Source organism: Blastocatellia bacterium (genome assembly GCA_025055075.1).
GTDB lineage: Bacteria > Acidobacteriota > Blastocatellia > HR10 > HR10 > HR10.
Genome location: JANWYV010000013.1, coordinates 82,765 through 106,842 on the forward strand (window position 1 = coordinate 82,765; position 24,078 = coordinate 106,842).

The window sequence follows — 24,078 nt, forward strand, 5'->3', positions numbered from 1 at the left end:
CTTTCCGAAGGAGCGAGCCCATGGGAAAAACGGTTGCGGAAATCGCCGAATTCGTCGGCGGGCGTTTGATCGGCGAAGCGAAGCGAGAGATCTCCGGCGTGGCCAGTTTGGACGCGGCGACCGAGCATGAGATCGCTTTCGTGGATTCCGAGGCGCATCGTCCGATGGCGGAGCGCTCGCGCGCTGGATGCCTCATCGTCCCAGAAGGCCTCCATCTGCCCGGCAGAACGCTCATCGTCGTCGCGCATCCGCGCCGCGCGTTCGCCGATGTCGTTCTCCTCTTCCATCCGCCTTCGCGTCCGGCGCCGGGCATTCATCCGACGGCGATCCTCGGCGAAGGAGTCATCCTCGGCGAAGACGTGACCATCGGCCCGTATGTCGTCCTGGAGCGCGAAGTGCGCATCGGCGCGCGCACGCAGATCGGTGCGGGCGTCTACGTCGGCGCGCGGAGCACGATCGGCGAGGAGGCGATCGTGCATCCGAACGTGACGATCTATCACGATGTGCACATCGGCGCGCGCGTCATCATTCATAGCGGGAGCGTCATCGGCAGCGACGGTTTCGGGTATTTCCTCGTCGAGGGACGCTATCGGAAGTTCCCGCAGGTCGGGAGCGTGATCATCGAAGACGACGTGGAGATCGGCGCGGGCGTTTGCATTGATCGAGGCACGTTGGGAGCGACGCGCATCGGTCGAGGGGTGAAGATCGACAATCTCGTCCAGATCGCTCACAACGTGACGATTGAGGAAGATTCAGTGATCGCGGCGCAAACGGGCATCGCCGGCAGCACCTACATCGAGCGCGGCGTGCAGATCGGAGGTCAAGTCGGCATCGCCGATCACGTGCGAATCGGCGAGCGAGCGATCATCGGCGCCCAAGCCGGAATCCCTTCGGGGAAGAAGATTCGCGCCGGCGAGTTCGTCTGGGGCACGCCCGCTCGCCCGATGCGCGAGTTCAAAGAACAGTACGCGCACGTGAGCCGCTTGCCCCACTTGTGGAAGAGAGTAGCCGCTCTGAGCGCGGAATTAGAAGAATTGCGCCGACTTCTCCCGGGCGAACGCGCGAAGGAAGGGGCTTGATGTCCTCGGCGCGCGCGATCACGGGGATTGAGCCGTCACGCGCATGAAATAGGCGACGAGGCTGGGGGAGATGTACGCCTCGATCAACGCCGCGAGGACCAGCACCACGTAAGCGACGATGACCACTTTGCCATAAGTCCGCACCTCTTGCCACCAATCTGTATGCTGACCTCGTGCGGCCATGTAGACGCGAAATCCCAAATGCACGCCCAACGCGCCGACCGTAGCGAAGGCCGCCAGCTCCGGAATCCCATGCGGCAGCAGCGCAGCCAGCGTCACCACGAGCGGCGTCCCCTGCTGAGATGAGATCTGGCTAAGTATCCCGATGAAATATCCGATCAAGAGCATTTCGGCCAAAGAGAGTAAGCCCCCGGTCAGAATCCCCACCGTGAGCATCAGGAAGACGCGCGTGTTGTTCGTGAAGATGACGCGAAAGGTGTACTCTCCGCGGATGCTCTGCATGATCGTGATCGAAGCGTGGACGTCTCGCTCCGGCAAATGCAATTCGGGAAAGGGCGTCGCGAGCCCAGCGCCGATCCCCACAGCCAGCGCAAGGGCCATGATCCCGAATCCCACGAACATCCACCGTTTGTTCAATCTGCGCATCGTCCGCTCCGTCGTCCGTCGAGACGGCGTGAGTATATTCGGGCGAAGGCGAGCGCGTCAAGAAATCGGTCCCTTCGGCGACAGATGTCGCCAGCGAAACGTCCGCGCTTGTTCCTCCGCGGGCCTTCCGGGTACACTACCGAGCGAGTGAGGAGGAAGGATTGATGCGGAGCTTTGTGATGATGCTGCTTACGATGCTTCTCATGGCCGATATCGGAGCGTTTCGAGAAGAAGCGGAACTCGTCCTGCTGGGAGGGCGGGTGTGGACGGGCGATCCCCAGCAACCGCACGCGGAGGCCGTGGCGATCGGTCGAGGGCGCATTCTGGCCGTCGGCTCAGCGGAAGCGGTGCGCGCCTGGATCGGTTCGCGCACGCATGTCTTGGACGTGCGAGGACGGCTCGTGCTTCCCGGATTCATAGACAACCACACGCACTTTGTGAACGGCGGATTCCAATTGCTGAGCGTGGATCTGCGCGATGCGCGCGATCCGCAGGAGTTCGCTCGCCGAATCGCCGAGCGCGCGAAGGCGCTTCCGCCGGGACGATGGATCACCGGCGGCAATTGGGATCACGAGCTGTGGCCGGGGGCTCCGCTGCCGCGCAAGGAATGGATTGATCCGCACACGCCCAACACGCCGGTCTTCGTCACGCGATTGGATGGCCACATGGGATTAGCAAACAGCCTGGCCCTGCGCCGAGCAGGCATCATGCGCGAGACGCCGGATCCGCCAGGAGGGACGATCGTGCGCGATCCGCAAACTGGCGAGCCGACGGGCATTTTGAAGGATGCGGCCATGGAGCTTGTATATCGCGTGATCCCGGAGCCGAGCGACAGCGAATATGACGAAGCCCTTCGCGCCGCGCTTCGCGAAGCGGCTCGCGTCGGCGTCACTTCGATCCAGGACATCACCGAATGGGCGCATTGGCCCGTGTATCGGCGCGCGCGCCAACGGGGAGAGCTGACCGTGCGCGTGTACGCGCGAACGCCGATTCCGGAATGGGAGCGACAGCGCGAGGTGATCGCTCGCGAAGGCCCTGGCGATGAGTGGCTGCGATTCGGTGGCTTCAAAGGTTTCGTTGATGGTTCGCTCGGCTCGACGACGGCGCTTTTCTTCGAGCCGTATACGGACGCTCCGCAGACGAGCGGCTTGCTCCATGGCCAGATGTTCCCGGAAGGCATCATGAAGCAGCGGATCGCGGCGGCTGATCGGGCCGGATTCCAATGTTCGATTCACGCTATTGGCGACAAGGCCAATGCCCTATTGCTCGACATCTTCGAAGAGGTCATCCGCGAGAACGGTCCGCGCGATCGGCGCTTTCGCATCGAGCACGCGCAACATCTCCGCCCGCAAGACATCCCGCGCATGGCGCGACTCGGCGTCATCGCCTCCATGCAGCCCTATCACGCTATTGACGATGGCCGTTGGGCCGAAAAGCGCATCGGGCGCGAGCGCTGCAAGACGACGTATGCCTTTCGATCGCTTCTGGACGCCGGCGTGCGCGTGACGTTCGGATCGGATTGGCCAGTTGCCCCCTTGAATCCCCTGCTGGGCATTTACGCGGCCGTGACGCGAAAGACTCTGGATGGGAAGAATCCGAACGGGTGGTTCCCCGAGCAGAAGATCACGGTCGAAGAAGCCGTCCGAGCCTACACCGTCTGGGGAGCTTACGCGGAATTCGCCGAGACCGTGAAGGGATCAATTGAGGTCGGTAAGTTCGCTGATGTGGTCGTCCTCTCTCGCGATATCTTCACCATTCCACCGGATGAGATCGCTCAGGTCGAAGTCCTCTACACGATCGCGGGGGGGAAGATCGTCTACGCGGCACGTTGATCGGTCCAATCGGGGAGCCGAATGCGAATCCTCATCATCCATGTCGGCGCCTTGGGCGATTGCCTGTTCACGCTTCCGGCGCTCGCTGCGCTCGCCCAGCGCTTTCCCGGAGCGTACATGGAATTGGCCGGATCGCTTGTCCCTCACGGCTTGCTCGAACGACGCAGTCCCATCAGCCGCGTAGTCTCGATTGAAGCCCTCGGTCTCTATCGCGCCTTCACCGGAGAGCTTCCCGAAGATCTCGCTACCTACTTGCGCCGTTTCGACGTGATCATCTCCTGGTTCGGCCACAACGATGAGGCGTACCGGCGAGCGCTCACCCGTCTTGGCCACGGCGAATGCGCGCCGCGTTTGATCATCGCGAGCAGCCGACCGCCTGCCGAAGGTTCCGAGCATGCTGTGGATCATCTGCTGAGCACGCTCGCCCCTCTTGGGATCGCCGCCGAAGATCGCACCCCGCGCCTCGCCCTTTTGAAGGAGGATCACGAAGCCGCCGAGCGAATGCTTCGGGCTTTCGGGATCGAAGCGACCGACGATTCCCTTCAGCTCATCGCGATTCACCCTGGGAGCGGCAGTCGGCGGAAGTGTTGGCCGGTGGATCGGTTCGCTCGGCTCCTTCAAGCCCTCGATCGGTCAGATCGCGCGTTCCTCCTCATCGAAGGGCCGGCCGATCGCGATGTCGTCGAGCCACTTTGGACACTTCATGCTGCGGGAGATCGCGCGGGGATATCGCCGCGTCTGGTTCGAGTGACGAATGCGCCGCTGCCTCAGCTGGCTGCTGTCCTCGCGCGCAGCCATCTCTTCGTCGGCCACGATTCCGGAGTCACGCATCTGGCGGCCTCGGTCGGGACTCCTGTGATCGCCCTCTTCATCGCCACGGACCCGAGGCGCTGGGGGCCTCGCGGACCCGCCACCATCGTGCAAGGTGATCCCTCGGTCGAGGACATTCGCGCGCTTTGCGAGCGCGTGTTGGAGGCCGCTGATCTCACCAGAAGACCTCGATCTCGTACCGATCCGATCCGCTCTTCTTGTCTTCGATGAGGATGCGAGCCGTGAAATTATTCTCTCGCGAGGGTTGCTCGAGAACTTCGACGCGCCCGCGCCCTCGGATCTTTCGCACGCTCACGGTCACTGGTTCGGCCGGCAGCGGTCGCTCTAATCGGAAATCGGTGTCCACGATCGGCTCGCCCTCTTCATGGATGACCCATACGGTCCCTCGTCGAATGCAGAGGATGTCGCGTCCATCCACGCGCCCCCACCAGCGCAAGCCGCGCTGCGGTGCTTTCTCGAACGCTTGAGGCGCGGACGATGTCGTGCTCCATGTGCGGGCGATAGGGGCTCCGAGGACCATGGCCGCACCGAGTCCAAGTGCGAGAGCCGCTCGGAGTGCTCGCTCCCACATCTTCGTGCCCTCCCTTTGGGAATTGCCGGCAGTATATTTTAGCCAATCACGCGCTCTTGCTCTCAGAGGAGGAGGATCCCTATCATTGCCGCGCAGTGCTGACGAAGCGCACGGAATCGGCGCTTCCCGCCGTGCTTCGATGAAGGGGATGGTTCGAGGGGACCTTATGCGCAGATGGGCGCTGCTCGTCATTCTTCTCTGGGGACAAGCGACAGTTTCCCCGTCGCTCCCGCCGACCTGGCTGAGCGCAGAAGTCGCTCAGGGAGGGAGACAAGGGCGCGTCTCCCCTTCGCTCGAAGAGCACGGGCAATTCAGTCGCTGGTCGGGCGAGGCGCCCGCGACGATTCGAATCGTCAGCTACAACATCCATTTGGGCCGAAAGTTGGAGCAGATCCTCGCGACCTTTCGCAGCCACCCGGAACTCTCGCGCGCTGACGTGCTCGCTCTGCAGGAGGTCGTGCGCGATCCGCGCACAAGCCAAGCGCGCGTTCTGGCCGAACGTCTGGAGCTGAACTACGTCTATCTCCCCGGTAAGAAGAGAGGCGATCGGGAGATCGGGCTCGCTCTCCTCAGTCGGTATCCTATCCTGGATGTCGAGCGCATCGTGCTGCCACAAGAGCGACGCCCTGATGACCTGCCCCGCATTGCTCTTGGAGCTACGATTGCGATCGGCGCCACGCGTCTTCGTCTGTACAATTTGCACGTTCAAGCACTCGTGCCCGTCGAGCTGAAGGTGCGACAAGTCGAGGCCGCTCTTCAAAGCGCACTTCGACAGGCGACGCCTCATCGCCTCATCCTCGGCGACTTCAACACGCTCACGCGAGGAGACCGGCGCGCGCTGGATCGCGCGCTGCGACACGCCGGATTCTCTCCGGCGCTCCCCGGATCTGCATGGACGTATCAGCGATTGCTCATCCGCATGACGCTCGATTGGATCTACGTGCAGAATTTGCGCGTGCTCGGCCATGGGGTCGCTCAAGAAGTCACGGCATCTGATCATCGCCCGATTTGGGTGGATGTCGCGCTTCCCTCCCCCAATGAGCAATGAGCGTCCCAAGGACGATCCCTCGCGCTTGCCTCCCGCTCCCTTTTTGCGGTGAAATAGGACGGGCGTAGGAATGTCGCCGGGAGCACGACGCATCACGCGAGAGCGAAAGAGGAGGACGCGATGAAACAGCATCAGCCGTATATCAGCGCTCGAGCGAACGCCGCGCTTGAGAGCACGAGGGTGTGGTTCTTCCCGCGGCTTTGGAGGAAGCGCGGGCTTGGGCGAGCGCTCGCGATCGGGCTCATGCTTCTGCTCGTGTGCGGGCTTCCTCTCCACAGGCCGCGATCCGTCGCCTCCGAATCTGCGGAAGCCCATGTCGTCATGATCTCGATTGACGGCCTGGTGCCCGATTACTACCGAAATCCGGATCGCTATGGGTTGAAGATCCCGACGCTGCGTCGGCTGCGCAACGAAGGAGCGTTTGCCGACGCCGTAATCGGCGTGTATCCCACGGTGACGTATCCATCGCACACGGCGATGGTGACGGGAGCGCGTCCGCGCGATCATGGCATCTACTTCAATCGCATCTTCGAGGAGCCGACGGCGCCGCAAACGGGTCGGTGGTATTGGTGGGCCTCGGCGATTCGGAGCGAGCCGCTATGGGTGGCCGCCCGTCGCGCCGGGCGTCGCACGGCGGCTATCAGTTGGCCCGTCACAGTGGAAGCGGAGATTGATCACAATATCCCGGAGATCTTCGATCCTCGAGCGGCTCAAGGTGGACCGCCCGCATGGGCGCTCGTCGCGCAGCATTCGCGACCGGCGGGCATCGTGGAAGAGATCTTGCGCGCGGTGGGGAAGCCCGATGCTTTGGAAGATGACGATCTGCGCGTAGAAGCCGCCGTGCATTTGCTCACGCGCTATCGGCCGCATCTGCTGTTGTTGCACCTCATCCAATTGGACAGCGTGCAGCATCGCACGGGCCCGCATTCGAAAGAGGCGTATGCCGAGCTGGAGAAGCAGGATGCGCGCGTTGGACGAATCTTAGACGCGATTCGACGCGCGGGGATGGAAGCGAACACGACCGTGGTGATCGTCTCCGATCACGGCTTCATGCCCGTGGAGCGGGAATTTCATCCGGGCGTGGTGCTCGCGCAAGCGGGCTTGGTGAAATTCGATTCGGAGGGGCGCATCGTCGAATGGCGCGCAGCCGTATGGCCGAACGGCGGATCGGCTGCGATCATCTTGCGCGATCCTTCGGATGAGGCCGCGCGCGAGACCATACGGCGGGTTTTCCAGGAATGGGTGCAACGGCCAGGCTCGCCGCTTCTGCGGGTGATCGAAGCCGCAGAGCTGGAGCGACTCGGCGCGGCGCCCACGGCCGCGTTCTTTTTAGAGGGAGCCGATTTCTGCGCCTTGGGAGGAGATTATCGCGGTGAAGCCCTTCGTCCCGCGCGTCCGAATTATCGCGGCACGCACGGATACTTGCCCGACCGCCCGCAAATGTTCGCTTCGCTCATCCTCTGGGGACGAGGCGTGCGACGGGGCGCTCGCGCTCCGGTCGTCAATATGACGGACATCGCGCCGACGCTCGCCGCGCTTCTGGGCGTAGAATTGAAAACGCCGGCCTACAGCCGGCCAATCGCGCTGTTTCTCGATCTGCCGCGCCGCGAATCGGGTGATCGCACCAGCTCGTCGGGATCGCGCTCTGCACACGGCGCGCGCGGGTCGTGAGGCCGCTTTCGCCTTCGGGCAGAGCCCAGCTAGGATGCGCTGGCCAACATGAGTCGAGAGCAGCTTCTCGCCTATGGCTACATCGTGGGAGTCGCCTTCATTCTCTCGAACGGGTTGATCCTGGCGATCCGCAAGGTGGCGCTCGCGATCGGCATTTTGGACTATCCGGGCGCGCATAAGCAGCATCGGGAACCGAAGCCGCTTCTGGGTGGAGTCGCCGTGTTCCTGGCCCTGCTCGCGGTGATCGGTGGGCATCTCGCCGCTCTGCCGCTGCTGCGTCAGCAGGAATTCGCGCGTCGGCTCTTTCCTGAAGTGCTCGCCAAGTTCGACACGCTTGCGCTCGTGCTCCCGACGCTCTGGGTGATCTTGGCCGGATCGGTCGTCGTCCTCATCACGGGATTGGCCGATGACCTCTCTGGTCCACGTTTTCCGGCGTGGGCGAAGCTGATCGGTCAAACGATAGCCGCAGCATTGATCGTGGCGGCGGGCGTGCGCGTCTCGCTCTTGGAGGCCTATCCATGGTTGGCGGCACTGGCGACGCTCGTGTGGATCGTCGGCATCACCAATGCCTTCAATCTGCTCGACAACATGGATGGGCTGGCCACGGGCGTCGCTCTCATCTGCAGTCTTTTGCTTTGGCTCATCACAACAGCGCTTGGGGAATTCTACATCGGCCTCTTCCTCTCGGCGCTCATCGGCGCGCTGGCGGGCTTCCTCGCACATAATTTCCCCCCCGCGCGCATCTTCCTCGGGGATGCTGGGAGCTTGTTGATCGGATATGTCCTCGGTGTCATCACGGTCCTGGCCTCCTACGTCGCCCCCGAGGAGAAGATCCGCAATGAATGGTTCGCCCCCTTCATGCCCGTGATCGTGCTCGGACTCCCCCTCTACGATATGGCTTCGGTGATCTGGATTCGATGGCGCGAAGGACGGCCGATCTATCGAGGCGATCGTTCGCATCTGTCCCATCGGCTCGTGGAGCTGGGGATGAGCGAGCGGGAGGCCGTCGGAACGATCTATCTCCTGACGTTCTGTTTGGGCGCGAGCGCCCTCTTGCTTCGAGATGCGACGCCGATGCTGACGCTCCTGGCTCTTGGGCAGGTCGCTGCGATCATCGCCGTGACGACGATCCTCATGGTCGTGCCCCGTCGCACGAGCTTCGTGGAGATCCGCCTCTTTTCGGAGCAGGTTGGTCAAGCGCCTCCCATGAGCGCTTCGGAATCGGAGCGCGACCAGAGCTCCCGCTCGACCTGAGTACGGTATGATGCGAAAGCTCGCCATCGCTGGTGTCGTCCTTCTCCTGGTCCGCCTCGGATCTCCGTTCGCGCAAACGCCATCGAGCCCTTCAGCCACGCGGCCGGAATCGAAGAAGCCCGCTCAAGAACTGGAGCCACTGCCTGTGACGGCGCCGGGAAGCGATGTGACGGTCTTCGCGCCCGGCCGCTCCATCGCGCGCGATTATCTGCGCGGGGGGATCGTGCTCGGCCGAGCGCTCTTGCGTCCCACGTTGGAGGTGGGGCTGGAAGGCGACAGCAATTTCCTCACCCTCGCGGAGACGCGCGGCGCGCGAAACGGCATCTTCGCCATCGCTCCCGGAGTGGATCTGGAAGTCCCCGCACTGCGCAGCGGATTCCGCCTGACTTACGCTCCGCTCATCCGCGTGCTTCGCATCGCAGAGCTGCCCTCGTCGAATGTGGCGCATCGGCTCGACGTTGATTTCACGACGCGCTTGGGGCCAGCGGTGACGCTCGCCGTTCGCGACCATTGGACGAAGGCGACCTTCGACACGCTCGAATTCGATCCCGGGCGCGAAATCTTCTTCAACGCGAAGCCCTTCTGGCGGAACGATCTCGCCGTGCGCGCGGAATATGCGGTGACCGAACGCGATCGCCTGAGCGCCCACATCGGCCTCAACCGCGTGGAGCTCTCCGGTCCCCCTCGTCCCGATGACCTCTTCTTCGACTACACGACGCTGACGGTCGCCCTCGCGTACGCGCGCCGCTGGCGTCCGCGCCACACGCTTCAATTCGACGTGGAGATCGGGCGCACTCACTCCCGTCGGGCCGAGAATGCGCGCGATCCACGATTGAACGACGCACGATTGCTGCAAGTGGGCGCGACCTTGCGGAGTCGCCTAATGCCCACGCTGCGCGCCGAGGTACAAGTGGCCGCGCGCCGCCATCGCTTCCCCCGCGCGGCTCGTAACTTCTTCGGTCCATATCTGGCAGTCGCTCTGGAACGCGAATTCGGCCATCGGCTAACGCTCTCCATAAGCGGTATGCGCACGACCGTACTCTCGGCCTTCAATCCCGAAGAGGGGAACGCCTTCGCGCTGACCGCCGGCCTCTCGGCCACTCTCACGCAGCGCATCGGGCCGCGGCTCACGTGGGCGATCGGAGCGGAGGCGCAGCGCCTGAGCTTCCCCGTCCCCATCGGCCTCGATTCAAGCTTCGGCGGAGTGCCTCTCTGGGAATTCGTCGGCGTGCGACGCACGGATCGGTTGGTGGGAACGCGCGCCGAGATCACGTTTCGCCTGCACGAGCTTCTGGCCGTGCAAGTCGGCTATATCTTTTACGAGCGGGGTTCGACGATCACCCCCTTCTCCTTCGAGCGGAGTCGGTTTAAAATGGGGGTGGTCCTGGGCCGATGGATCCCTGGGACGGCAGCGAGACGATTTTGAACGACCATGCGCGCACGACGACTTGAGAGAAGGCTCCGCCAATGGGTGCTCGCCTCGCTCGGTGCGCTTCTCTTCTCCTCTCCGCACACCTTCAGCGCACCATGGCACCAGGAGGCCGCTTCGCGAAAGCCGATCTCCGTACCGATGGACGCGTCCGAGTCACGGCTCACGGAGATCTATCTCGTGGGGCCGGAAGATGTGCTGGAGATCACGCTCGCGAATGATCCCGAACTGCCGCGCGAGTATCGCGTCTCCTCGGGTGGGCACATCTTCTTCCCTTACTTGGGGAGCGTCTCGGTCGCGGGGAAGACGACGGCGGAAATTGAGGAAGAGCTGCGGCGACTCTTGCGAAACGGATATTTTGAAAACCCCGAGCTGACGGTGGCCGTCAAGGAGTATCGCAGCCACGTTATCTATCTGCTCGGGGACGTGGGAGCGGTGGGACCATTCATCCTCAGGCGCGAGCGCGTCCCACTCATCGAAGTCCTAGCGCGCGCGGGCGTGCGTCCGACGGCGCGCCGCGTCACGCTCACGCGGTGGAGCGAAGGGCGTCCAACGACCCTCACCGTGGATCTCACGACGCTCGAGAAGTACACGACGCTTGTCGCGCCCGGCGACATCCTCGAAGTCCAATCGCCTCGAGAATACGTCTTCCTCACGGGCGAAGTCCGAACGCCGCAAGCCATCGAGTATACCCCTGGACTCACGCTCTCACAGGCCATCATTCACGCTGGCGGCCCGAGCGAATTCGCCAAGCGGAGTAAGATTCAGATCAAACGCCGACGGGCCGATGGCAGCGTCGAGATCCTGCGCGCCGACCTCGATAAGATCATCCGCGGCCACAGTCCCGATGTAGAACTCAAGCCCAACGATACCGTCTTCGTCCCTAGGCGCTTCTGGTGAGCCGTGGCTCCTATGGCCCAAAGGGCGGTAAGCATACACATATCGGACGAGGGTTAGGGAGATCGAGAATACTAAGCTGACACCTCCAACCTGGCGTTCCACAGCACAGGGATGGGAACTGCCCGCATTGTCCTGGACGCCGTCGCGAGCAATCTGCCGGGGTGACGCACGTTGCCGCCTGAGCCGCCGTCGGAGCGAGAATGGCTTTGACCGTGGGAAGCAAGAGGGCGAGGCCTGCCGAAAGCCCCCATCGTCCGATCTGGCGCATCACCTCTCGCCGGGATGGCGAGCGCGGGTCGTTCAGAAAAGGCTGCCAGTTCTCCAGAAGGCGCGCTCGCGCCAACCGGTTCACCGCCAAGCGCACGATCGACTCGCCTTCGGGCACCTTGAAGGTGCGCTCGACGATGCGACTCAAAGCAGCGATCGTGCGTCGCCCGTTGGCGCGCCGCCAGACCAGCGCGGCCATCGGATTCAAACAAAAGGCGCGATGCCGCCTTTGATCGTAAATGAGCAGTTCCTCCCCCACCTCTTGTTGGATCAAATCCTGGCGCCGCGCTTTGGGTCGCTCCTTCATCGCACTTCCTCCAAAAGAGCCAACAGCGCGTGTGCCACTTCTTCGGCTTCCCCTCGCGCGCTCTTCATGACGGGAACGCGCTCGACGAGCGCGCCGAGCGTCCCGAGCACGAACTGCGGCATCCACGCTGTGGAGAACACATGTCGCAGCAACTCCACCCCCGCTTCTCCGGGTGAAAGCTCGCGCGGTCGCCATCGCGCCCCGGCTCGATATCGCGTGAAGACAATGAGTCCGATCGGAAGTGGACGACGTGCCGTCTCTCCTCCTAGGTCCTCCGCCGCATGTTTCTCCAGCTTCCCATCGGTCGAGCGCGCCAACTCGATTGGGACCGGATAGGGATGCACGCGCCCGCGCCGGTCGAGCACGGCGAAGCGATCGGATAGATAGCTCGCTCCAGCCCGCACAAGCGCCGCGACCAGATGACTCTTTCCGCTCCCTCGCGGCCCCGGCAAAAGGAGCGCTCGGCCTCGCCATCCGATCACTCCCGCATGCACAAAGATATGCCGCGGCGCGGCTTCGGCGATGTAGAAATGCAGGTCCAATTCAAAGAAGCGCAGCGCTTCTTCCAAATCGAACGTCCGCGCCAAACGCGTTATTCCCGAATAGACGAGATGATACCGACGCACGCGCCCCTCCGCCTGCGCCTCTTGCAGAATGAGCGAATACAAATGCTCCACCACTGGCGTGCGCGCCAGCTTCCACCCCGGAGGCAAAAGTGACCGGACACATTCCAACGCGCGCGCATGGTTTGCGCGAATGCCCACGCGTACGCCGAATGCTTCAATCGCTAGCCCGGCCTCCCACCTGAGGCGGTCGAGTTTCTCCATTCACGACGACCCCCACCGCAAGCGCGGCAAGAGGCCAGACGCTGCGTTTCTCATCTCCTCCTCCTCACTCATCGCGTGGAAAATCGCTCGGCTATTGTATGCTAGTCCCGCGCGCGAAATCAATCTTCCCCCTCCCTCTCGCCTCGCGAATCGGAGCGCGCTTTGAAGACGATGCGCACGAGGACGACATATCCTGCTGCCGGAGCGCACCAACACGTCCTTCGGGAAAGAGCGCGCCGATCGGCGCGCTCGGTTGACACTCCGCCGGAATTCGAGTATTCTCTTGGACTTTGGAGACTTGGCGATGCGATGGTCCTGAGGGGGAAAACACGCGATGAAGCGCACGTACCAACCGAACAATCGGCGCCGAGCTAAGACCCATGGATTCCGAGCGCGAATGAGCACGAAAGCCGGGCGAAAGGTCTTGCAACGGCGGCGGCGAAAGGGACGATACCGACTCACGCCGGAGCATTATTGAAGGGAGAGCGCTCGCGCCGTGACGCGACCCTTGGTCGAGGATAGGGAGCGCATGCCGGATGAGCGATTCCGAAAGTCGGAGCGTTTGCAGAGGCGACGGGATTTCCTGAAGGTCTATACTGAAGGCAAGCGCTACAGCTCACCGCTATTCACCATCTTCGCGCGTATGAGCGAAGAGCCGCGATCTCGATTGGGCATCGCCGTCTCGCGAAAGATCGGCAAGGCCGTGCGTCGGAATCGAGCCAAGCGCCTGATTCGGGAGGTCTTCCGCAAGAACAAAGGACGACTCCCCTGCCCACTCGACCTCGTGGTGAATGTGAAGGAGGCCATTCGCGAAGCCGACTATTGGGCCGTCGAAGCCGAGTTTCTCCGATTCATCGAGCGCGTGACCCGAAACCTGCGCGAGCGCAGGAGCGAAACGCCGAGTCCGAGGGCGATGCCCCCGCCGGAAACGTCTTCCTGCGCAGAGCTGGGACGTGAGTCCCTTCGCTCACGATATGCCGAGGTCACGCTTGCTCCCTCGCCGATCGCGCTATGAAATGGATCGCCATTTTCTTGCTCAAGGCCTACAAATTCGGCATCTCGCCGATGCTGCCCCCCGCGTGCCGCTTCATCCCGACGTGTTCGGAGTACACGGCTGAAGCCATCGCGCGCTTTGGTTTCTGGCGCGGGGCCTGGATGGGATTCCGACGACTGCTCCGCTGCCATCCCTTCCATCCGGGGGGCTATGATCCGGTCCCCCACTGGTCGCGCGAGACGAGGGAACTCCTGTCCCACTCGAGGTGAGCTTCGATGGAAAAGCGCGTGCTGTTAGCGTTTGTCCTCTCGACGGCGATCTTGGCCATCTGGTACTACTTCTTCGCGCCACCGCCGCCGCAACCGACGATGCCCGAGAAGAAACCGCAACCGCCGGCACGCGTGGAAGAAAAGCGTGCGGTGCCGACAGAACCTCCGGCCGCCGCGCCGATCGCGAACATTCCGGAACGAGAGATTCGCATTGAGACGCCCTTTTGGACGGCCATCTTCACGAATCGAGGCGCCGTCGCGCGAAGCTGGAACATTCATCACCGACCAAATGGACAACCTCTGCTCGGCGACGATCGGCGGCCGCTCGAGTTGATCCCTCAAGAGCGCGATGTCGTTGAGAAACTGGGCCGCCCGTTCGCCCTGCGAAGCCAAGAGGCTGCGCTCGATCGCCAATTGCAAGAGGCCACCTACGCCCTCTCGTCCGAAGAGACCGTGCTCCGCATTGGAAAAGGCGAGACGCGCGCGCTCACCTTCACTTATGAGGATCCGGGGCGTGGGCTTCGAGTCCAGAAAGCATTCACGTTTTTCGGCGACCGATATGATTTTCGCCTCTCAATCTCGGCGTACCGCGAGGGACGCCCGCTTGATCTTTCTCTCGTCCTCGGGCCGAACTTCGGCGATCAGAGCATTAAGCGGAGCGATACCTACACGAAGACCCCGCCGATCGCTATCGTGCGCGCGCGCGAAGAGACCGTGCGCGTCCCGGCTGAGAAAGCGTCTAAGGAATCCCCTCAAGGCCCGATCACTTGGGCCGGCGTTGAGGACAACTACTTCGCTTTGGTCGCTATCCCCAAGACTCCCGCTGCAGGGGTGAGTTTCTCCACGCACGAGCGAAAGGAGACAATCGAGGAGGAAGAGATCACGCGTCGGTTCGTCGCCTTGTCGCTTCCGGTGAGCGGACCGCAGGAGTACACGGTGTTCGCCGGGCCGAAGGATCCGAAGGTCCTGGAGGCGCTCGATGCGCAGTTGGGCGGCGTAGCGCTCGAAGAGGTCATCAACTACGGGTTCTTCTCCTCGGTCGTAAAGCCCCTCATCACCTGGATTCTGCTTCCGGCGCTGCAGGGCGTACATCGGCTCACGGGCAACTACGGCGTCGGCATCATCGTCGTGACGATCGTGCTCAACCTCTTCTTCTATCCCTTGCGCCGATCCTCCACCATTCGCATGCGGAAGGCGAGCGCGCTACAGCCCAAGATGCGCGAATTGCAGGAGAAGATGAAGGGCTTGAAGAAGAATGATCCTCGCCTCCAGGAGCTGCAGATGGAACAACTGCGGCTCATGAAGGAGGCGAATCCTCTGGCCGGATGTCTGCCGCTGCTGCTGCAACTGCCGATCTTCTGGGCGATGTTCGTCTTGCTGACGGTTAGCCTCGATGTGCGCCAGGCGCGCTTCGTGGGATGGATTGATGATCTCTCCTCGCCCGATCGGTGGCACATTCTGCCGATCCTCATGTGCGTCTCGATGATCGCCTCGACGCTTCTGACGCCCATGCCGAGCAACGATCCCGCGCAGCGCGTCCAACGCTTCATGATGGCCTACCTGATGCCCATCCTGCTCACCTACCTCTTCTTCTGGCGAGCGCCGAGCGGACTCGTTCTTTACTGGATGTTCAGCAACTTGGTGGGCATCGGCCAGCAGCTTCTCATCAATCGGGCACTCGGCGCACTCCCACCCCCCACTGAAGCTGCCGAGACGACACGGCGAGATAAGAAGCCTCAGGTCGCGACCAAAAGCTGATCCCTTTCGTCGAATTGCCCTCAGCGCGTCTGCGTCATTATAAAGCCCGCCCCCTTCCGAGCGTGGGGGGCGCAAGTGACGTTTTGCGTGTCTTCCCTGCCCGAGGACAAAATATCCTTACGGGCGCGTGAGGAGAAGGCCTATGTACCCATCTGAGGACACAATCGCCGCGATCTCGACGCCGCCCGGACGCAGCGGCATCGGCGTCATCCGCTTGAGCGGTCCCGCGGCGCGAGAGATCGCGCGAATGATCTTTCATCCCAAGAGCGAGAGCGCAGACCTCTCGCCGCGCCGGGCGACCTTCGGCGAGATTCGCGATCCCCATACGGGCGACCTCGTGGATGAGGCCATCGTCACCTTCTTTCCAGGACCGCACAGTTACACGGGAGAAGACCTCGTCGAGCTGAGTTGTCACGGAAGCCCCGTCGTGCTGCGACGCGTCCTGGAGCTCGTGCTCGAACGCGGGGCGCGCGCTGCTGGACCGGGAGAGTTCACCCTCCGCGCGTTCCTCAATGGGCGCCTCGACCTCGTCCAAGCTGAAGCGATCCGCGATCTCATCGAAGCGCAAACCATCACCCAAGCCCGCGTCGCTTTGCGGCAGATGCAGGGGAGCCTCTCCCGACGCCTCCATCCCATTCGACAAGCCCTCGTGGACGCGATCGTGCAGATGGAGACGGCCGTCGAATTCGTCGAGGACGACGTTATGACTGAGAGCCGCTCCGCTCTCATGGCGCGGCTCGAGGGCGCGATCGCCGAACTGGACGCTATCGCCGCTCAATACCGCACCGGACGCATCGTCCGCGAAGGCATCCATGTGGCCATCGTGGGAAAGCCGAACGTCGGGAAATCGAGCCTCTTCAACCGCCTCTTGGAACGCGAGCGCGCCATCGTGACCGAGATCCCAGGCACGACGCGCGACATGCTCATTGAGACGGCCTCGATCGCGGGCGTCCCCGTGCACCTAGTAGACACGGCGGGCTTGCGCGAGGCGAGCGATCGAGTGGAGCGATTGGGGATCGAACGCAGCCGACAGGCTATCGCCGACGCCGATCTCGTGCTCGTCGTCCTAGATGGCTCGCAACCCCTCGATGCGGATGATCGCGCAGTCCTGGAGGCGACCGCATCGGTCCCACGACTCATCGCCATCAACAAATGCGATCTTCCCGAACGGCTGGATCCCCAATCGGTTCGAGCGCTCGAGGCCACTGCTCCGCTCTGCCGCGTCTCTGCGCTGACGGGTCAAAGACTGGACGAGTTGCGACAGCGGATCCTGGAGATCATCACGTCCGGTAGCGCGTTTCAGCCCGAGGATGTTATACTCACTAATGCGCGCCATCACCGGTTGATCGTCGCAGCGTGCGAGCGCCTGCGAGAGGCGCACCGCGCGCTCGAGGAGGGATACTCGGAAGAGGTCGCGCTCGTGGGATTGCACGACGCGTTGCGCCATTTGGGGGAGATCACGGGCGAGGTGACGATCGAAGATATCCTCGATCAAATCTTCTCGACTTTTTGCATTGGGAAATGAAGGCCGTGAACTTCACCGATCGCTTCGATGTGATCGTCGTCGGCGGCGGACATGCTGGCTGCGAAGCCGCTCACGCGGCCGCTCGCATGGGGTGCCGAACCGCTCTCGTCACGCTCTCGACGGAGTTGATCGCTCAAATGTCCTGCAACCCAGCTATTGGCGGTATCGCCAAAGGCCACCTCGTGCGCGAGATTGATGCCCTCGGGGGCCTCATGGGCGTGGTCACCGATCGCATCGGTATCCATTTCCGCGTCCTCAACCGTAGCCGCGGCCCAGCCGTCCAATCCCCCCGCGCTCAATGCGATCGGACCGTATACCGTCAGGAAATGCAACGGCAACTGCGCCAAACCCCAGGCCTTTCGATCATCGAGGGTGAAGTCGCCGACTTGCTCACCGATGGTCGAGAAATCTACGGCGTCCTCTTAGCCGACGGACGCGCCCTAGCAGCTCGCGCCGTCGTCCTCACAACCGGGACGTTCTTGCGCGGCCTCATCCACATCGGGCGATTGACTTTTCCCGCCGGACGCTTGAGCGAAAAGCCCTCGCTGCAGCTGGCCGAGACCCTGCGCCGAATCGGCTTCCGCATCGGGCGCTTGAAGACAGGCACCCCACCACGCCTCGACGGTCGGACGATCGACTTCTCCCAAGCCGAACGCCAACCGAGCGATGATCCTCCGCAGCCGTTCTCCTTCACCACGCGCGCCATCACGCAACCGCTCATTGACTGCTTCATCGTCTACACGACCCCGAAATCCCACGAGGTCATTCGCCGGAATCTCGAGAAGTCGGCCCTCTACAGCGGACAAATCCACGGCATCGGTCCCCGCTACTGTCCCTCCATCGAGGACAAGATCGTGAAGTTCCCCGATAAGGAGCGGCATCAGATCTTCCTCGAGCCCGAAGGCTATTACACCGACGAGATCTATCCAAACGGCATCTCCTCCAGCATGCCCGTCGAAGTGCAACTAGAATTCGTGCGAACGATCCCCGGACTAGAACGCGCGAAGTTCATCCGCCCGGCTTACGCCATCGAGTACGACTTTGTGGATCCGACCGAACTTCATCCTTGGCTGGAGACCAAGCGCATTCGCGGCCTCTTCCATGCCGGCCAGATCAACGGGACGACCGGATATGAAGAGGCTGCTGCTCAAGGCATTATGGCTGGAATCAATGCCGCATTGCGCGTCCGCGGCGAAGACCCTCTGGTGCTCAGCCGTTCCCAGGCCTATATCGGCATCCTCATTGATGATCTGGTGACGAAAGGAGTAGACGAGCCATACCGCATGTTCACATCGCGAGCGGAATTGCGCCTGCTTCTTCGACACGACAATGCCGATATGAGACTCACAGAAATTGGCTATCGCATAGGCATGATAAGCGGAGATCGCTATATCGAATTTTCGAAAAAGCGGGAGAGCATAGAAACGCTGAAGCGATACTTCTGGAATACGAAGATCAAGAGTGAGACACCGGGTTTCCAACGTTTCAGTGAGGTAACGGGAATTCGGCTGAATGAACCGACGCTTTTGGCGAAGCTCGTCTGTCGTCCCGAGGTCGAAGCCGAACACGTCGCGATTCTTTTGTCCGAAGGATTGCGGGAGCACACAGATCGAGAAGCGCTTCGAGTGGCAGTGAACGATTTGAAATATGCCGGATACATCGAGAGCCAGTATCAGTTGGCGGAGAAGCTCGAGCGGATGGAGACGCGGGTGATCCCTGAAGACTTGGATTTCAGTCAGATCTCGGGGCTCTCGCGGGAGGTTGTGGAGAAGCTGACGCGGATTCGGCCTCGGACGCTCGGACAAGCGCGTCGAATTCCGGGCATGACGCCTGCGGCTTTGACGCTCTTGAACATCTATCTTGAGCTGCGATCACGGCGTGAGCAAGCCCGGGCGTAAACGGGAAGAGTTTTGCGCTCACGCGCTCGCGTGGGCGGAGCGATTTGGTCTCTCCCTCTCAGCAGCGCTCTGTCACAAGCTTGGCGAGCACTACGAACTCTTGCTTCATTGGAACGAGCGGATCAATCTCACGCGGATCACCGAGCCCGAGGAAGCGGCTCGATTTCACTATGTGGAGTCGCTGTACGTAGGGGAATTCCTACTCCCTTCGGTTCGGCGGATCGCCGACGTGGGATCGGGAGGGGGATTTCCTGGGATTCCCTTGGCGGTGGTGCGGCCAGACATGGAGGTGATTTTGATTGAGAAGGACCGACGGCGCGCCATCTTCCTCTCGGAAGCAATCCGCCGACTCGGTCTGGAGAACGTCGAGGTCGTTTGCGAACGATTCCAGGCTTATGAGCGTCGGGATTTCGACGCGCTCCTTTGTCGAGCGCTTGAGCGTATGGCGGAGCGAGTCCCGGAACTTCTGGCTTTCGCTGAAGCATGTCGGCAGGTCCTCCTCCTTGGGGGGAGCGATTTGGAGCGAACCGTCAGGCGTCATGCTGGTCCCAGATGGACCTGGCGCTCTCTCCCCATCCCCTATGCTCACAAACGGCGCATGCTTCTCCTTGAACAGTCGACTCCTTGAGGGGTTTCACGTGGAACGCCAGCCGCGCACGGTTCCACGTGGAACAGAAAATTCGGCTTTTCAACCTCGCTATTTTGTGCTATCTTCACGCCGACGCGACGATGGGTCGCACGATCGCCATCGCGAATCAAAAGGGAGGCGTGGGCAAGACCACGACGGCCGTTAATCTCTCGGCTGCCCTAGCTGCCTTGGAACGGCGCGTGCTGCTTGTGGATTTCGACCCCCAGGCCAATGCCACATCCGGGCTCGGACTTCGACGAGGTACCATCCGGAAATCGGTCTATCATGCCCTTATCTTCGGCGAGCCCATCGCCAACCTCATCCATCCGACGGAAATCCCTACGCTTTGGCTCGTGCCATCGGAACGCAATCTCACCGGCGCCGAAGTCGAGCTTGTGGACTTAGAGCGACGCGAATACCGTCTTCGCGACGCTCTAGATCCCATCCGAGATCAGTACGACTTCATCTTCATTGACTGCCCGCCCTCGCTCGGACTCCTCACGCTCAATGCCTTGACCGCCGCCGATTCGGTGCTCGTGCCCATCCAGTGCGAATATTACGCATTGGAAGGCGTCTCGGAATTGTGGGATACGCTTGTCCGCATCCGACGGCAGTTCAATCCCCGCCTTCAAATCGAGGGGTTCCTCCTCACGATGCACGACGAGCGGACAAACCTCTCCCATCAAGTCATGGCCGATCTCAGGGATTTTCTCGGCTCGCAGGTCTTTCAAACGGTCATCCCGCGCAATGTGCGCTTGGCCGAAGCCCCGAGTCACGGCAAACCCATCATCCTCTATGACGATCGCTCCCGTGGAGCGGAGAGTTATCGAAATCTCGCTCTGGAGGTTCTCAATCATGACGCGAAAGGCACTCGGCAGGGGACTTGAAGCGCTCCTTGGTGAGACAGCGACGACGGAGCAGATCACCGAGTTGGACATTGACCTCATTGATCCGAACCCGCACCAACCCCGCACGCGCTATAACGAAGATCGCCTGCGCGAGCTAGCGGACTCGATCCGCGCTCATGGCCTTGTACAACCGATCCTCGTGCGCCGCCGTGGGCTTCGCTATGAGATCATCGCTGGAGAACGCCGATGGCGAGCAGCTCAGTTGGCAGGACTGCTGAAAGTCCCGGCCGTCGTTCGAGATGTCCCCGAGGAGCAGGTGCTGGAGCTCTCGCTCATCGAGAACATTCAACGCGAAGACCTCAATCCCATCGAAGAGGCGCAAGCCTATCAGCGGCTCATTGAACAGCTGGGTCTGACGCAGGAAGAGCTTGCTCGGCGCGTTGGCCGCGATCGCACCTCGATCGCCAATTCGTTGCGATTGCTCCGCCTTCCGAGCGACATCCAAGCTTTGATCGAGGAAGGGAAGATCTCCTTCGGACATGCGAAAGCCCTTCTCGGGCTTTCTTCGAGCGAACTCCAAAAGCAGCTGGCTCATGAGATCGTCGCTCGAGGACTCTCCGTGCGCGAGACCGAGGCCCTCGTGCGACGTTTGAACGCAGCGCCGCCGGTTCGCGCGCGGAGAGAGCGTGCGCCCTTGGATCCGCATCTTCGTGCAGCCGCCGAACGGCTCAGCCGATACTTGGGAACAAAGGTGCGGATCATCCCCGGGGCTACCGGTGGGAAGATCGAGATCGAATACTACTCAGCTACCGATCTCGAACGTCTCTACACGCTCATCCTTCGGAAAGGAGATGCTCCATCATGAGATTCCGAAGAGAGCCCGCTGTGGAAGTCCGCGGATTCCTCGACGAAGGGACGGAGGTCATCGGCGATCTGAGATTCTCTGACGTCCTGCACCTCCATGGACGGATTAAAGGAAGAGTGGTCTCCGACGGAGAGCTGGTCGTCGGCCAAAAGGGCGTCATCGAGGGAGATGTCGAAGTCGGTATCCTCACTCTCGGCGGAACGCTCATCGGTAACGTCATCGCCAAAAAAAAGGTGCACTTTCTGAATACGGCGCGCATCCGTGGCGATGTCTCGACGCCAATCCTTCGCGTGGACGAAGGCGCCGAGTGGGAAGGGAGCATCACGACTCTCGCGGAGGTGCAAGAGAAGTCCCCCGAGCATATGGCCCATGCCGCCGGAGAGGTCGAAGCCGCACGATAGCGGCTTGACGCAGGACGCCATCCCGCTCACAATGTGAGGATTCGAAAGGAGGGAATGAGCCATGGAAGAGAGGCACGAGCAGGAAACAATGGCGACCCAAGACGAGGAGATCACCTATCACGCCGTCGAGAAAGATGGCGAGATCGCCGCGATTTGGGTTATGAAAGGGAGAAAGCATCTGCGCACGATTGATCCGAAAAGTGAGGAAGGACGCCGAATCCTTCAGGCCTATCGGCCAAGCCCGTGATGCTCTCCCCCCCTAGGAGAAGGCCGCTTCTCCCGTACGGTCTCCTAGATTTTTGCCAAGTGCTGCTACGAAGGCCATAGGGCCTGCCTTCCCAGGTCAAGAAAATTTTTGGGCGACCTGTGGATTTTTCTTGCCAAACGAGCGATTTTGTGCTACTCTTTGGCGGGTTTTCAACAGGGTAAGTTATTGAGAATAGAGGCACTTATATGATTAAAGTCGAATTTGAGGCTGCGATTTCTGGGGTTGTGGAAAAATTGTGGAAAAATCAAATTACTCGCGGTCCTTCAATTGGGTCGAGGCGGTCGGCCCGACCCCAAGATTTCTCTCTTGCTGCGCAAAGCTGGAGCGAAAACTTCGACAAGGAGTGGAGCCTATGTCACGCCAGATCTGGGATGCGCTGCTTTCGGCCATAGAGAAGAGGGTCAATCACCATAGCTTCAGCACCTGGTTTTTGCCGTTGGTTTTTCGCGAGGCGAAAGAGAACTCGATAATCGTCGAAGCGCCCAATGCGATGTTCCGAGACTGGATCACGGACAACTACATGGATGTGATCGAGGAGGCGCTTGCCGAGCTTCGCCTGGAGAATCACTCGATCAGGTTCCTCGTCAGGGGAGAAGAAGAAGTCCCAGAATGGACGCCAAAAGACGACGTCTCGAAGAATCACGTCGGGCTCTCGCTCTTTGAAGGAGAGGAGAGCGATCTGATCGTCCCTCCAGCGACGCGATTTGTGGACCTGGAGCCGGTCGAGTTGCCGTTGAATCCTCGGTATACATTCGACACCTTCGTCGTCGGTTCCTCGAACCAATTTGCACATGCCGCGGCTTTGGCCGTAGCCGAAGCGCCTTCGCGAGCCTATAATCCTCTTTACATCTATGGCGGCGTGGGATTGGGGAAAACGCATCTCATGCATGCCATTGGCCATGCCATTCGGGCCAAGAACAAACACCTGCGCCTCACCTATGTCTCCTCGGAGCGCTTCATGAACGAGCTGATCAACGCTATTCGCTACGATAAGACCCTGGCCTTTCGCGAGCGGTATCGGAACATAGACGTGTTGCTCATTGACGACATCCAATTCCTCGCCGGGAAGGAGCGCACGCAGGAAGAATTCTTCCATACGTTCAACGCGCTCTACGACGCGCAGAAACAGATCGTCATCACTAGCGATTGTCCCCCACGCGAGATCCCCACGCTCGAAGAGCGACTCCACTCCCGGTTCGAGTGGGGTCTGATCGCCGATATTCAGCCTCCCGATCTGGAGACCAAGGTCGCGATCCTGAAGCGAAAAGCCGAGCAGGAGAAGATCACCCTTCCGGACAATGTGGCACTCTTCATCGCGAGCAAGATCAAATCGAACATTCGCGAGCTGGAAGGCGCCCTGATTCGCCTGATCGCGTATTCGTCACTGACCGGGCGTCCCATCACCCTCGGGCTTGCTCAAGAGACACTTCGTGGGCTCGTAGAGGAAGAGGAAGAAAAGACGATCACGATCGAATTGATTCAAAGGACGGTGGCTGACTACTTCGGCCTGAGAGTTTCCGATCTGAAATCGAAGAATAATTCGCGCTCGGTCGCTGAGCCCAGGCAAATCGCCATGTACCTGTGCAAGCGCTTAACCAAGGCGAGCCTTCCGGAGATCGGTCGGGAATTCGGCGGGAAGCATCATACGACCGTACTGCACAGCATCAACAAGATCAGCGAGCTGTACGAGCAGCGAGAAGATTTCCACAGGATTATCAACAGCCTAATTGATAGATTGAAATAGACTTGCTATGGTTTTCCACATCCCCCACCTGTGGATGGCTTGTGGAAATTTGTGGAAACTCCTTGGAGTGGGCATTCTTCCACAGGCGTCCACAGTTCTTCCACAGCATTTTCCACAAGCCAAAAATCATGTAAGCGCAATAATTCAATGGACTTACCGAAAGTCATCCACATTTCCACAGCGCCTACTACGACTACTGGATCTATCTTTTCTTTTTTTAAAAAGATCTCTAAAGATCTCTAGAGAAAGGGAGAAGCA

General features: G+C 61.1%; 24 protein-coding genes. 20 read left to right on the forward strand and 4 right to left on the reverse strand.

What is annotated here, in order from left to right; genetic code table 11:
• Positions 1–20 precede the first annotated feature (20 nt).
• Entirely contained in the window at positions 21–1,079 is a 1,059-nt protein-coding gene (lpxD, locus tag NZ746_03490; protein MCS6816425.1) for a UDP-3-O-(3-hydroxymyristoyl)glucosamine N-acyltransferase, read from the forward strand.
• Positions 1,080–1,097: 18 nt separating this feature from the next.
• On the opposite strand, the gene NZ746_03495 is transcribed toward lpxD, so the two are convergent.
• Positions 1,098–1,685: a stage II sporulation protein M gene (locus NZ746_03495; GenBank protein MCS6816426.1), complete on the reverse strand. Its 588-nt coding sequence runs from the start codon at positions 1,683–1,685 to the stop codon at positions 1,098–1,100.
• A gap of 164 nt (positions 1,686–1,849) precedes the next feature.
• Between NZ746_03495 and NZ746_03500 the strand changes: the two genes are divergently transcribed.
• Positions 1,850–3,517, forward strand: a complete 1,668-nt coding sequence (locus NZ746_03500) for an amidohydrolase (protein MCS6816427.1) — start codon at positions 1,850–1,852, stop codon at positions 3,515–3,517.
• A gap of 21 nt (positions 3,518–3,538) precedes the next feature.
• Complete coding sequence (locus NZ746_03505) at positions 3,539–4,558, forward strand: hypothetical protein (protein ID MCS6816428.1); 1,020 nt, start codon at positions 3,539–3,541, stop codon at positions 4,556–4,558.
• On the opposite strand, the gene NZ746_03510 is transcribed toward NZ746_03505, so the two are convergent.
• On the reverse strand, positions 4,503–4,919 hold the full coding sequence (locus tag NZ746_03510) for a hypothetical protein (protein MCS6816429.1): 417 nt from the start codon (positions 4,917–4,919) through the stop codon (positions 4,503–4,505). The genes NZ746_03505 and NZ746_03510 overlap by 56 nt on opposite strands.
• Before the next feature lie 166 nt (positions 4,920–5,085).
• On the opposite strand from NZ746_03510, the gene NZ746_03515 reads away from it, so the two are divergent.
• The 5 genes from NZ746_03515 (at position 5,086) to NZ746_03535 (ending at position 11,221) form a co-directional block, all read left to right on the forward strand.
• Positions 5,086–5,967 (forward strand): endonuclease/exonuclease/phosphatase family protein, encoded by an 882-nt coding sequence (locus NZ746_03515; protein MCS6816430.1) that lies wholly within the window; start codon positions 5,086–5,088, stop codon positions 5,965–5,967.
• A gap of 120 nt (positions 5,968–6,087) precedes the next feature.
• The gene (locus tag NZ746_03520; protein ID MCS6816431.1) at positions 6,088–7,638 is read left to right on the forward strand and encodes an ectonucleotide pyrophosphatase/phosphodiesterase; all 1,551 of its coding nucleotides are present in this window, start codon (positions 6,088–6,090) and stop codon (positions 7,636–7,638) included.
• 48 nt (positions 7,639–7,686) lie between these two features.
• Positions 7,687–8,892 (forward strand): undecaprenyl/decaprenyl-phosphate alpha-N-acetylglucosaminyl 1-phosphate transferase, encoded by a 1,206-nt coding sequence (locus NZ746_03525; protein MCS6816432.1) that lies wholly within the window; start codon positions 7,687–7,689, stop codon positions 8,890–8,892.
• A gap of 7 nt (positions 8,893–8,899) precedes the next feature.
• Positions 8,900–10,318 (forward strand): hypothetical protein, encoded by a 1,419-nt coding sequence (locus tag NZ746_03530; GenBank protein MCS6816433.1) that lies wholly within the window; start codon positions 8,900–8,902, stop codon positions 10,316–10,318.
• Between the two features lie 144 nt (positions 10,319–10,462).
• On the forward strand, positions 10,463–11,221 hold the full coding sequence (locus NZ746_03535) for a polysaccharide export protein (GenBank protein ID MCS6816434.1): 759 nt from the start codon (positions 10,463–10,465) through the stop codon (positions 11,219–11,221).
• Positions 11,222–11,231: 10 nt separating this feature from the next.
• Here the strand turns inward: NZ746_03535 and NZ746_03540 are convergent, their stop codons facing one another.
• Both NZ746_03540 and NZ746_03545 read right to left on the reverse strand, forming a co-directional pair.
• The gene (locus tag NZ746_03540; GenBank protein ID MCS6816435.1) at positions 11,232–11,795 is read right to left on the reverse strand and encodes a PqqD family protein; all 564 of its coding nucleotides are present in this window, start codon (positions 11,793–11,795) and stop codon (positions 11,232–11,234) included.
• The gene (locus NZ746_03545; protein ID MCS6816436.1) at positions 11,792–12,622 is read right to left on the reverse strand and encodes a hypothetical protein; all 831 of its coding nucleotides are present in this window, start codon (positions 12,620–12,622) and stop codon (positions 11,792–11,794) included. The genes NZ746_03540 and NZ746_03545 overlap by 4 nt, the downstream gene beginning before the upstream one ends.
• 334 nt (positions 12,623–12,956) lie before the next feature.
• Here NZ746_03545 and rpmH point away from each other — a divergent pair, with 334 nt between their 5' ends.
• The 12 genes from rpmH (at position 12,957) to dnaA (ending at position 23,820) form a co-directional block, all read left to right on the forward strand.
• Positions 12,957–13,100: a 50S ribosomal protein L34 gene (gene rpmH, locus NZ746_03550; protein ID MCS6816437.1), complete on the forward strand. Its 144-nt coding sequence runs from the start codon at positions 12,957–12,959 to the stop codon at positions 13,098–13,100.
• 18 nt (positions 13,101–13,118) lie between these two features.
• Positions 13,119–13,637, forward strand: a complete 519-nt coding sequence (gene rnpA / locus NZ746_03555) for a ribonuclease P protein component (protein MCS6816438.1) — start codon at positions 13,119–13,121, stop codon at positions 13,635–13,637.
• Positions 13,634–13,885 (forward strand): membrane protein insertion efficiency factor YidD, encoded by a 252-nt coding sequence (gene yidD / locus NZ746_03560; protein ID MCS6816439.1) that lies wholly within the window; start codon positions 13,634–13,636, stop codon positions 13,883–13,885. The genes rnpA and yidD overlap by 4 nt, the downstream gene beginning before the upstream one ends.
• A 6-nt stretch (positions 13,886–13,891) precedes the next feature.
• The gene (yidC, locus tag NZ746_03565; GenBank protein MCS6816440.1) at positions 13,892–15,643 is read left to right on the forward strand and encodes a membrane protein insertase YidC; all 1,752 of its coding nucleotides are present in this window, start codon (positions 13,892–13,894) and stop codon (positions 15,641–15,643) included.
• Positions 15,644–15,785: 142 nt separating this feature from the next.
• Complete coding sequence (mnmE, locus tag NZ746_03570) at positions 15,786–17,168, forward strand: tRNA uridine-5-carboxymethylaminomethyl(34) synthesis GTPase MnmE (protein ID MCS6816441.1); 1,383 nt, start codon at positions 15,786–15,788, stop codon at positions 17,166–17,168.
• The gene (mnmG, locus tag NZ746_03575) at positions 17,165–19,066 is read left to right on the forward strand and encodes a tRNA uridine-5-carboxymethylaminomethyl(34) synthesis enzyme MnmG (protein ID MCS6816442.1); all 1,902 of its coding nucleotides are present in this window, start codon (positions 17,165–17,167) and stop codon (positions 19,064–19,066) included. The genes mnmE and mnmG overlap by 4 nt, the downstream gene beginning before the upstream one ends.
• A complete protein-coding gene (rsmG, locus tag NZ746_03580) occupies positions 19,047–19,694 on the forward strand; it encodes a 16S rRNA (guanine(527)-N(7))-methyltransferase RsmG (protein MCS6816443.1) in 648 nt (215 codons plus the stop codon). The genes mnmG and rsmG overlap by 20 nt, the downstream gene beginning before the upstream one ends.
• A 101-nt stretch (positions 19,695–19,795) precedes the next feature.
• On the forward strand, positions 19,796–20,581 hold the full coding sequence (locus tag NZ746_03585; GenBank protein MCS6816444.1) for an AAA family ATPase: 786 nt from the start codon (positions 19,796–19,798) through the stop codon (positions 20,579–20,581).
• A complete protein-coding gene (locus NZ746_03590; protein ID MCS6816445.1) occupies positions 20,550–21,407 on the forward strand; it encodes a ParB/RepB/Spo0J family partition protein in 858 nt (285 codons plus the stop codon). The genes NZ746_03585 and NZ746_03590 overlap by 32 nt, the downstream gene beginning before the upstream one ends.
• The gene (locus NZ746_03595; protein ID MCS6816446.1) at positions 21,404–21,808 is read left to right on the forward strand and encodes a polymer-forming cytoskeletal protein; all 405 of its coding nucleotides are present in this window, start codon (positions 21,404–21,406) and stop codon (positions 21,806–21,808) included. Before NZ746_03590 ends, NZ746_03595 begins: the two co-directional genes overlap by 4 nt.
• 61 nt (positions 21,809–21,869) lie before the next feature.
• Positions 21,870–22,055 (forward strand): hypothetical protein, encoded by a 186-nt coding sequence (locus tag NZ746_03600; GenBank protein MCS6816447.1) that lies wholly within the window; start codon positions 21,870–21,872, stop codon positions 22,053–22,055.
• Positions 22,056–22,419: 364 nt separating this feature from the next.
• The gene (gene dnaA, locus NZ746_03605) at positions 22,420–23,820 is read left to right on the forward strand and encodes a chromosomal replication initiator protein DnaA (protein ID MCS6816448.1); all 1,401 of its coding nucleotides are present in this window, start codon (positions 22,420–22,422) and stop codon (positions 23,818–23,820) included.
• Positions 23,821–24,078 lie beyond the last annotated feature (258 nt).

What these genes read in the sequence shown, in the direction of transcription:
- NZ746_03525 (MCS6816432.1), top strand. Translation starts at nt 7,687, where the DNA reads ATGAGTCGAGAGCAGCTTCTCGCCTATGGCTACATCGTGGGAGTCGCC.
- yidC (MCS6816440.1), top strand. Translation starts at nt 13,892, where the DNA reads ATGGAAAAGCGCGTGCTGTTAGCGTTTGTCCTCTCGACGGCGATCTTG.
- NZ746_03515 (MCS6816430.1), top strand. Translation starts at nt 5,086, where the DNA reads ATGCGCAGATGGGCGCTGCTCGTCATTCTTCTCTGGGGACAAGCGACA.
- NZ746_03500 (MCS6816427.1), top strand. Translation starts at nt 1,850, where the DNA reads ATGCGGAGCTTTGTGATGATGCTGCTTACGATGCTTCTCATGGCCGAT.
- lpxD (MCS6816425.1), top strand. Translation starts at nt 21, where the DNA reads ATGGGAAAAACGGTTGCGGAAATCGCCGAATTCGTCGGCGGGCGTTTG.
- NZ746_03510 (MCS6816429.1), bottom strand. Translation starts at nt 4,919, where the DNA reads ATGTGGGAGCGAGCACTCCGAGCGGCTCTCGCACTTGGACTCGGTGCG.
- NZ746_03585 (MCS6816444.1), top strand. Translation starts at nt 19,796, where the DNA reads ATGGGTCGCACGATCGCCATCGCGAATCAAAAGGGAGGCGTGGGCAAG.
- NZ746_03540 (MCS6816435.1), bottom strand. Translation starts at nt 11,795, where the DNA reads ATGAAGGAGCGACCCAAAGCGCGGCGCCAGGATTTGATCCAACAAGAG.
- NZ746_03505 (MCS6816428.1), top strand. Translation starts at nt 3,539, where the DNA reads ATGCGAATCCTCATCATCCATGTCGGCGCCTTGGGCGATTGCCTGTTC.
- NZ746_03535 (MCS6816434.1), top strand. Translation starts at nt 10,463, where the DNA reads ATGGACGCGTCCGAGTCACGGCTCACGGAGATCTATCTCGTGGGGCCG.
- mnmG (MCS6816442.1), top strand. Translation starts at nt 17,165, where the DNA reads ATGAAGGCCGTGAACTTCACCGATCGCTTCGATGTGATCGTCGTCGGC.
- NZ746_03520 (MCS6816431.1), top strand. Translation starts at nt 6,088, where the DNA reads ATGAAACAGCATCAGCCGTATATCAGCGCTCGAGCGAACGCCGCGCTT.
- NZ746_03495 (MCS6816426.1), bottom strand. Translation starts at nt 1,685, where the DNA reads ATGCGCAGATTGAACAAACGGTGGATGTTCGTGGGATTCGGGATCATG.
- NZ746_03545 (MCS6816436.1), bottom strand. Translation starts at nt 12,622, where the DNA reads ATGGAGAAACTCGACCGCCTCAGGTGGGAGGCCGGGCTAGCGATTGAA.
- mnmE (MCS6816441.1), top strand. Translation starts at nt 15,786, where the DNA reads ATGTACCCATCTGAGGACACAATCGCCGCGATCTCGACGCCGCCCGGA.
- NZ746_03595 (MCS6816446.1), top strand. Translation starts at nt 21,404, where the DNA reads ATGAGATTCCGAAGAGAGCCCGCTGTGGAAGTCCGCGGATTCCTCGAC.
- NZ746_03530 (MCS6816433.1), top strand. Translation starts at nt 8,900, where the DNA reads ATGATGCGAAAGCTCGCCATCGCTGGTGTCGTCCTTCTCCTGGTCCGC.
- yidD (MCS6816439.1), top strand. Translation starts at nt 13,634, where the DNA reads ATGAAATGGATCGCCATTTTCTTGCTCAAGGCCTACAAATTCGGCATC.
- rpmH (MCS6816437.1), top strand. Translation starts at nt 12,957, where the DNA reads ATGAAGCGCACGTACCAACCGAACAATCGGCGCCGAGCTAAGACCCAT.
- NZ746_03600 (MCS6816447.1), top strand. Translation starts at nt 21,870, where the DNA reads ATGGAAGAGAGGCACGAGCAGGAAACAATGGCGACCCAAGACGAGGAG.
- NZ746_03590 (MCS6816445.1), top strand. Translation starts at nt 20,550, where the DNA reads ATGACGCGAAAGGCACTCGGCAGGGGACTTGAAGCGCTCCTTGGTGAG.